The sequence below is a fragment of the Inquilinus sp. genome (assembly GCF_039594555.1).
Classification (GTDB): Bacteria; Pseudomonadota; Alphaproteobacteria; order DSM-16000; family Inquilinaceae; genus Inquilinus.
Map to the genome: position 1 here is coordinate 1 of NZ_JBCNNF010000443.1, position 5,560 is coordinate 5,560.

Consider the following 5,560-nt stretch of genomic DNA (forward strand, 5'->3'; position numbering starts at 1 on the left):
GCCGCCGCCTCGCGCTCCTGGCGCGACGGGGACGCTGGCTTGGCGTTCGGGGGACGACGCTGATCGGTCATTTCGGCTTTGGTATGGCCGATGCGGGGCCGTTACGCAACCGGAGCGGAGGGGCTGGCGGCACGGAACGGACGTAATCGACACGCCCCTCGGAAAAGCGCTTGCACCACCCCCGACGCTATGGCAGGTTCCGCGCCGCCTTGAACGGGCGGGCTGCCGTAGCTCAGTGGTAGAGCACTCCCTTGGTAAGGGAGAGGTCCTGAGTTCAATCCTCAGCGGCAGCACCAGCGTTCCCCGGACATCCCCGAATGTCCCTCGGGCTCCGGCCAGAAATCGCCGTCTTTCCCCATGCCGCCACACTCTCGACGAATTCGGCAGCCATTTGGTATGGCGGCGTTGTATTTTGACAACCCGCCCGGATTCAGGTGAACCGCATGCAGAACGCCGACCGCAGCGACAATAGCCGGATCGGTTGCCTGGACGGCCTGCGCGGACTGGCGTCCCTCTGGGTCCTGGTCGGGCACGGGCTGCTGCTTTCGGGCTGGCACATCCCGCTGGTCGCCTCCCCGGATTTCGGCGTCGACCTGTTCATCATGATCTCCGGCTTCCTGATGGTGTTCCACTACGTGCAGCGCCGGTCGCGCGAGCCGTGGGAGGCACCGTCGACCTGGATCGCCTTCTGGATTCGCCGATTCTTCCGGATCGCGCCGCTCTATTACGCCGCGTTGGCGGTGGCCATCGCCATCGGCCCTTGGCTCGGCGAGGCGCGGGTGGACATCGCGTCCGTCGTCCCGGCATCGATGACCAGCATGGAGCGGTACACCGACCAGAGCCTGCAGAACATCCTGCTGCACCTCTCCTTCGTGTTCGGCGCGCTCCCCGATTACGGCTTCCGCACGGCGCTGCCGGATTGGAGCATCGGGCTGGAGATGCAGTACTATCTGGCGCTGCCGTTCCTGATGCTGGTGATCGGCCGCATCGGCTGGCTGGCCGGCGCCCTGGCCGTCGCTGCCGCCGGCATCCTGCTGTACAGCCTCAGCCCGGCCTTCTTCGCCAGCTACGAGATGCCGTCCGTGCTGGTGCTGAAGCTGCATGTCTTCCTCGCGGGCATGCTGTGCGCCGCGGCCATCGGGCGGCCGCACCGGACCGTACTGCTCTTTGCCCTTCTAGCAGGCCTGCTCGCCGCCCTGCCGATCGGGGGCCGCACCGTACCAGTCGCGCTGGCGGCTCGGGCAATGATCGCGTTCGGGATGTTTGGCCTGATCCACCATGCCGCGCTTGGCGGCGTCCTTGCACGGATCCTCTCCCGACTGTCGGCGCTGCTGGGCAGCCGCCCGTTCCACCTGCTGGGCGAGGCCTCCTACGGCATCTACCTGTCGCATCTGCTGGTGCTGCTGCCCGCCGCCGGCTTCGCGGCGACGACGCTGGGCGCCTCGACGCCGGCGCCGGTCCGCTTCGCCCTGGCGATGGCGATCACCATTCCCATCGTCGTCGCCATAACCTGGCTGGCCTACACCACGATCGAGATGCCCGGACGCGCACTGGGCCGGCGGCTTCTCGCCTCGCCGATCCTGCGCACCGTGCTCCGCCCGGCCCGCTGAGAGGGTGGTGCGCTTAGCTGGCTAGGCCCGCAGCCCGCGGCAGCGACGTGGCGCGACCGAGATCGCGGGCGGCGCGCTCGGCATCGGCGACGGATCGGAATTCCTGGCCCTCGATATGCTGAAAGCGTGAATCGGAAGCGTAGAAACGGAAGCCGCGCTTCTGGGCGACGACGATACCGACCGCCTCGCCCGCGACCTCGATCGTGAACGCTTCGGAACGAACCATGATGGACCTCTGTGGCGACAGCGCTGCAGGCGCCGGGCAGTGACGGAAGCGAAGGGGGAACGGGACGGTAGAGCCGTCAGTTCCGCCATCGCCCGGCCGGATGATCCGAGGTCGGGAGGAGCGGTCTGATCTCTGGCGCCAACATGTCATCCTTCCGTGTCCTTGCCGGGCTCCTCAAGGAAGCGCACAGCTCCTCGCCCCCTGCGGGGCGCGACTCGTCTGCTGGCATCAAGTGCTCGGCGGCCTTCGTGAGGGGTCGCTCTTGACCCAGAACCTCGCTCAGACGGCCATGACTGTCAACGGGCAATACGCGGGCAATGTGAATAAAATTTCCTGTCAAATGAAAGTGTTGTGAAACCGAAGTATTACTCGACGATCATTCGCTCCAGCGTTTCCAGCCGATCGGCCTCAGCCGCCGGCTTGTCCCAGCGGATGCGATGGATGCGGGGGAATCGCATCGCCACCCCGGATTTGTGACGGGTGGAGCGGTGGACGCTGTCGAAGGCGACCTCCAGCACCAGCCTGGGCTCGACTTCGCGCACCGGGCCGAAACGCTTCGTCGTGTGGTTGCGCACCCAGCGGTCGAGCTGCGCCACCTCCTCGACGGTGAAGCCGAAATAGGCCTTGCCCACCGGCACCAGCCGCTCGCCCTCCGGCTCGGTCCGCCAGGTGCCGAAGGTGTAGTCGGAGTAGAAGGAGGACCGCTTGCCGTGGCCGCGCTGGGCATACATCAGCACGGTGTCGAGGGTTAGCGCCCCTCGCTTCCACTTGAACCAAGGCCCCTTCGGCCGGCCGGCGACGTAGTCGCTGTCGCCGCGCTTCAGCATCAGCCCCTCGATCGCCTGGGCCCGGGCGTTGTCGCGGAGGGTAGCCAGCTCGTCCCAGTTCTCGAACGGGATCATTGGCGACAGGTCCATGCGCGCCGGGCGCTCCCGCGCGATCCAGGACTCCAGCCGGATGCGCCGGGCGTCGAGAGGCAGCGGCCGCAGGTCCTCGTCGCCTTCGAACAGGATATCGTAGAGCCGCACCCAGGCCGGGTAGTCCTCCATCATCCGGGCGGTGATCGCCTTGCGGTTCAGCCGCTGCTGCAGGTCGTTGAACGGGGCGACGACCCCGTCCCGCGCCACCAGCAGCTCGCCGTCCAGCACCGCGTGGAAGCGGATGGTGTCAGCCAGGTCCGGGAAGGCGCCGGTGACGTCGTCGCCGCTGCGCGAATAGATCCGCGGCGGCCGGTCGCCGCGGCCGACCACCTGCACGCGGATGCCGTCCCATTTCCACTCGGCGCGATAGGCGGCCGGGTCCAACCCGGCGATGTCCTCCGCCTCCAGCGGATGCGCCAGCATCAGCGGCCGGAAGGTGGCGCGGTCGCCGATCTCCGGCTTCGGCCCCTGCCCCGACAGCCAGACGAACAGCTCCTCATAGGGCGGCTCCAGCGCGTGCCACAGCTCCTCGATGTCGTCGACGGACTGGTCGCCCCATTCCGCCAGCGCCACCTTGGCCAGGCGGGCCGAGACGCCGATCCGCAAAGCCCCAGTGATCAGCTTCAGCAGGGCGAAGCGTTCCGACGCCTCCAGCGAATCGAGCCAGCGCTCGATCAGCAGCGGCGCTGCGGCGCGCGAGGTGGCCCGCAGTTCCTCCACCACCTCGGTGATGCTCGGCTCGCGGTTGGCGCCCGGCTTGCGCGGCCAGATCAGGGCGACGGTCTCGGCCAGGTCGCCGACGAAATCGTACGACCAGCCGAACAACGCCTCGTCGACCCGCCCGACCGCCAGGTTGCGGATGGTCGAGGCCTTGGCGGCGGCGAAGGTCAGGGCGCCGGTCAGCGCCGCCAGCGCCCAGCCGCGATCGGGGTCCGGCGTATGCTCGAAATAGTCCGTCAGCAGCCGGATCTTGCCGTTGCGTGACGGCGTGTAGACCAGCCCCTCGATCAGCGCGGCGAACGCCCTCATCCGGCGTCGTCCTCCTCGAAGCCGATCAGCGCCAGGGCCCGGGCGGCGCGGCCCGACTTGCGGACCTGATGAATCAGCGCCTCTTCCCGGCCATGGGTGACCCAGACCTCGCCGGCCTCGACCTCCTCGATGGTGGCGCAGAGCTCGTCCCAGTCGGCGTGGTCGGAGATGATCAGCGGCAGCTCGACCCCGCCCTGCCGGGCGCGCTGGCGCACCCGCATCCAGCCGGAGGCGGCGGCCACCACCGGGTCCGGCAGGCGGCGCGACCAGCGGTCGGCGCTGGCCGAGGGCGGCGCCAGCACGATCTGCCCGGCCAGTTCGGCCTTGGGCGCCTCGGTGGCCGGCAGCAGCGGACCGAGCGGCACGCCCAACGATTCGTACAGGTCGCAGAGCGCCTGCAGCGCGCCGTGGATGTAGATCGGCCGGTCCCAGCCAGCCTGGCGCAGCAGCCGGATCACCCGCTGGGCCTTGCCGAGGGCATAGACGCCGACGAGGTGCGAGCGTTCCGGGAACAGGGCGACGGAATGCAGCAGCTTGGCGATCTCCTCCCCGTCCGGCGGGTGGCGGAACACCGGCAGGCCGAAGGTCGCCTCGGTGACGAAGACGTCGCAGACGACCGGCTGGAACGGCAGGCAGGTCTGGTCCGGCCGGCGCTTGTAGTCGCCGGAGACCACCACCCGGCTGCCGGCATGCTCCAGCACGATCTGGGCCGAACCCAGCACGTGCCCGGCCGGCACGAAGGTGACGTCGACCTCGCCGATCCGCCGGGTCTCGCCGAGCGCCGCGGGCTGCAGGCTGCGGCCGGCCTCCTCGCCATACCGGGCGCGCATGATCGCCAGCGTCTCCGCCGTCGCCAGCACCGAGCCGTTGTTCGGCCGGGCGTGGTCGGAATGGCCATGGGTGACCAGCGCGCGCTCGACCGGCCGCACCGGGTCGACATGGAAGCCGCCGGGCACCACCAGCAGGCCTTCGGGCTGGACTCGGATCCACTGGTCGGGGCGCAGGCTCGGCATGGCTTCAAGGATATGGGACGGATCGAGCCGGTGCCAAATCGGGCGTCAGTTCAGCGACGCCACCGGCACCGGCTTGCACGAGAGATCGTCGCCCTCGGCCCGCTTGGCCAGCCAGACGCCGGCGAACTGTTCGGCGAAGTACCATTTGCCGCTGAAGGCGGCGGCGCCGTCCTGGAAGGCGAAGGTCACGGTGCCGACGCCGAACTTGTCGCTCCAGGTGAAGCGGTACAGGCCGCCGCCCAGGGCCTCGCCGTCGCTGAGCGTGCCGTCATACGGCCCGGCCGAGGCGTCGACGACGTGGTAGCAGCCGCCATGCCGGTCCGGCAGGAAGGTCAGCACCGCCGGCGCCAGCACGCCGCCCGAGGTGACCTGCCCGCGATAGGTGCCGGACGGCGCCGGCGGGTCCGCCGCCAGGGCGGGGGCCGCGAAGCCGAACAGCAGGACGATCAGGAGGGCGATGCGTCGCATGGCCCGGGATGCTGCCGACTGCGGCGGCGCGGCGCAACCCCGGATCTTGCCTTTCGCAGACAGCCGACGCAGGGTGCGGCCGGTTCGAAAGAGAGACTGAATGCCCCTGCCCGTCTGGTGCTTCGGCGCCGCCCATATCGACCGCCAGGCCCGCGCCCACCGCGCCGTTCGCCTGGGCACCTCGAACCCGGTGACGATCCGCACCAGCCTGGGCGGCGTCGCCCGGAACGTGGCCGAGACCGTGGCCCGGCTGGGCCTGCCGGTCGGGCTGGTCAGCCGCATGGGCCACGACCC

General features: G+C 69.6%; 6 protein-coding genes and 1 tRNA gene. 3 read left to right on the forward strand and 4 right to left on the reverse strand.

The genetic code is table 11. From position 1 onward, the window contains the following. The first annotated feature begins 221 nt into the window (after positions 1 to 221). Positions 222 to 296 (forward strand) — tRNA-Thr (locus tag ABDW35_RS31125). A 147-nt stretch (positions 297 to 443) separates the two neighbouring features. Further along, a complete protein-coding gene (locus ABDW35_RS31130; RefSeq protein ID WP_343717726.1) occupies positions 444 to 1,610 on the forward strand; it encodes an acyltransferase in 1,167 nt (388 codons plus the stop codon). 13 nt (positions 1,611 to 1,623) lie between these two features. Here ABDW35_RS31130 and ABDW35_RS31135 read toward each other — a convergent pair whose 3' ends face one another. From ABDW35_RS31135 to ABDW35_RS31150, 4 genes are all read right to left on the reverse strand, one after another. Next, positions 1,624 to 1,836, reverse strand: a complete 213-nt coding sequence (locus ABDW35_RS31135; protein WP_343717727.1) for a hypothetical protein — start codon at positions 1,834 to 1,836, stop codon at positions 1,624 to 1,626. Positions 1,837 to 2,201: 365 nt separating this feature from the next. Then, a complete protein-coding gene (locus ABDW35_RS31140) occupies positions 2,202 to 3,785 on the reverse strand; it encodes a cisplatin damage response ATP-dependent DNA ligase (protein WP_343717728.1) in 1,584 nt (527 codons plus the stop codon). Beyond that, positions 3,782 to 4,798: a ligase-associated DNA damage response exonuclease gene (locus ABDW35_RS31145; protein ID WP_343717729.1), complete on the reverse strand. Its 1,017-nt coding sequence runs from the start codon at positions 4,796 to 4,798 to the stop codon at positions 3,782 to 3,784. Before ABDW35_RS31145 ends, ABDW35_RS31140 begins: the two co-directional genes overlap by 4 nt. Before the next feature lie 45 nt (positions 4,799 to 4,843). Further along, on the reverse strand, positions 4,844 to 5,266 hold the full coding sequence (locus tag ABDW35_RS31150; RefSeq protein ID WP_343717730.1) for a hypothetical protein: 423 nt from the start codon (positions 5,264 to 5,266) through the stop codon (positions 4,844 to 4,846). Positions 5,267 to 5,366: 100 nt separating this feature from the next. Here ABDW35_RS31150 and ABDW35_RS31155 point away from each other — a divergent pair. Beyond that, positions 5,367 to 5,560, forward strand: a 194-nt coding sequence (locus ABDW35_RS31155) for a PfkB family carbohydrate kinase (RefSeq protein ID WP_343717731.1), incomplete at its 3' end; no start/stop codon positions are given.

Coding starts and splice junctions, on each gene's coding strand:
- ABDW35_RS31130 (WP_343717726.1), top strand. CDS start 444: ATGCAGAACGCCGACCGCAGCGACAATAGCCGGATCGGTTGCCTGGAC.
- ABDW35_RS31135 (WP_343717727.1), bottom strand. CDS start 1,836: ATGGTTCGTTCCGAAGCGTTCACGATCGAGGTCGCGGGCGAGGCGGTC.
- ABDW35_RS31140 (WP_343717728.1), bottom strand. CDS start 3,785: ATGAGGGCGTTCGCCGCGCTGATCGAGGGGCTGGTCTACACGCCGTCA.
- ABDW35_RS31145 (WP_343717729.1), bottom strand. CDS start 4,798: ATGCCGAGCCTGCGCCCCGACCAGTGGATCCGAGTCCAGCCCGAAGGC.
- ABDW35_RS31150 (WP_343717730.1), bottom strand. CDS start 5,266: ATGCGACGCATCGCCCTCCTGATCGTCCTGCTGTTCGGCTTCGCGGCC.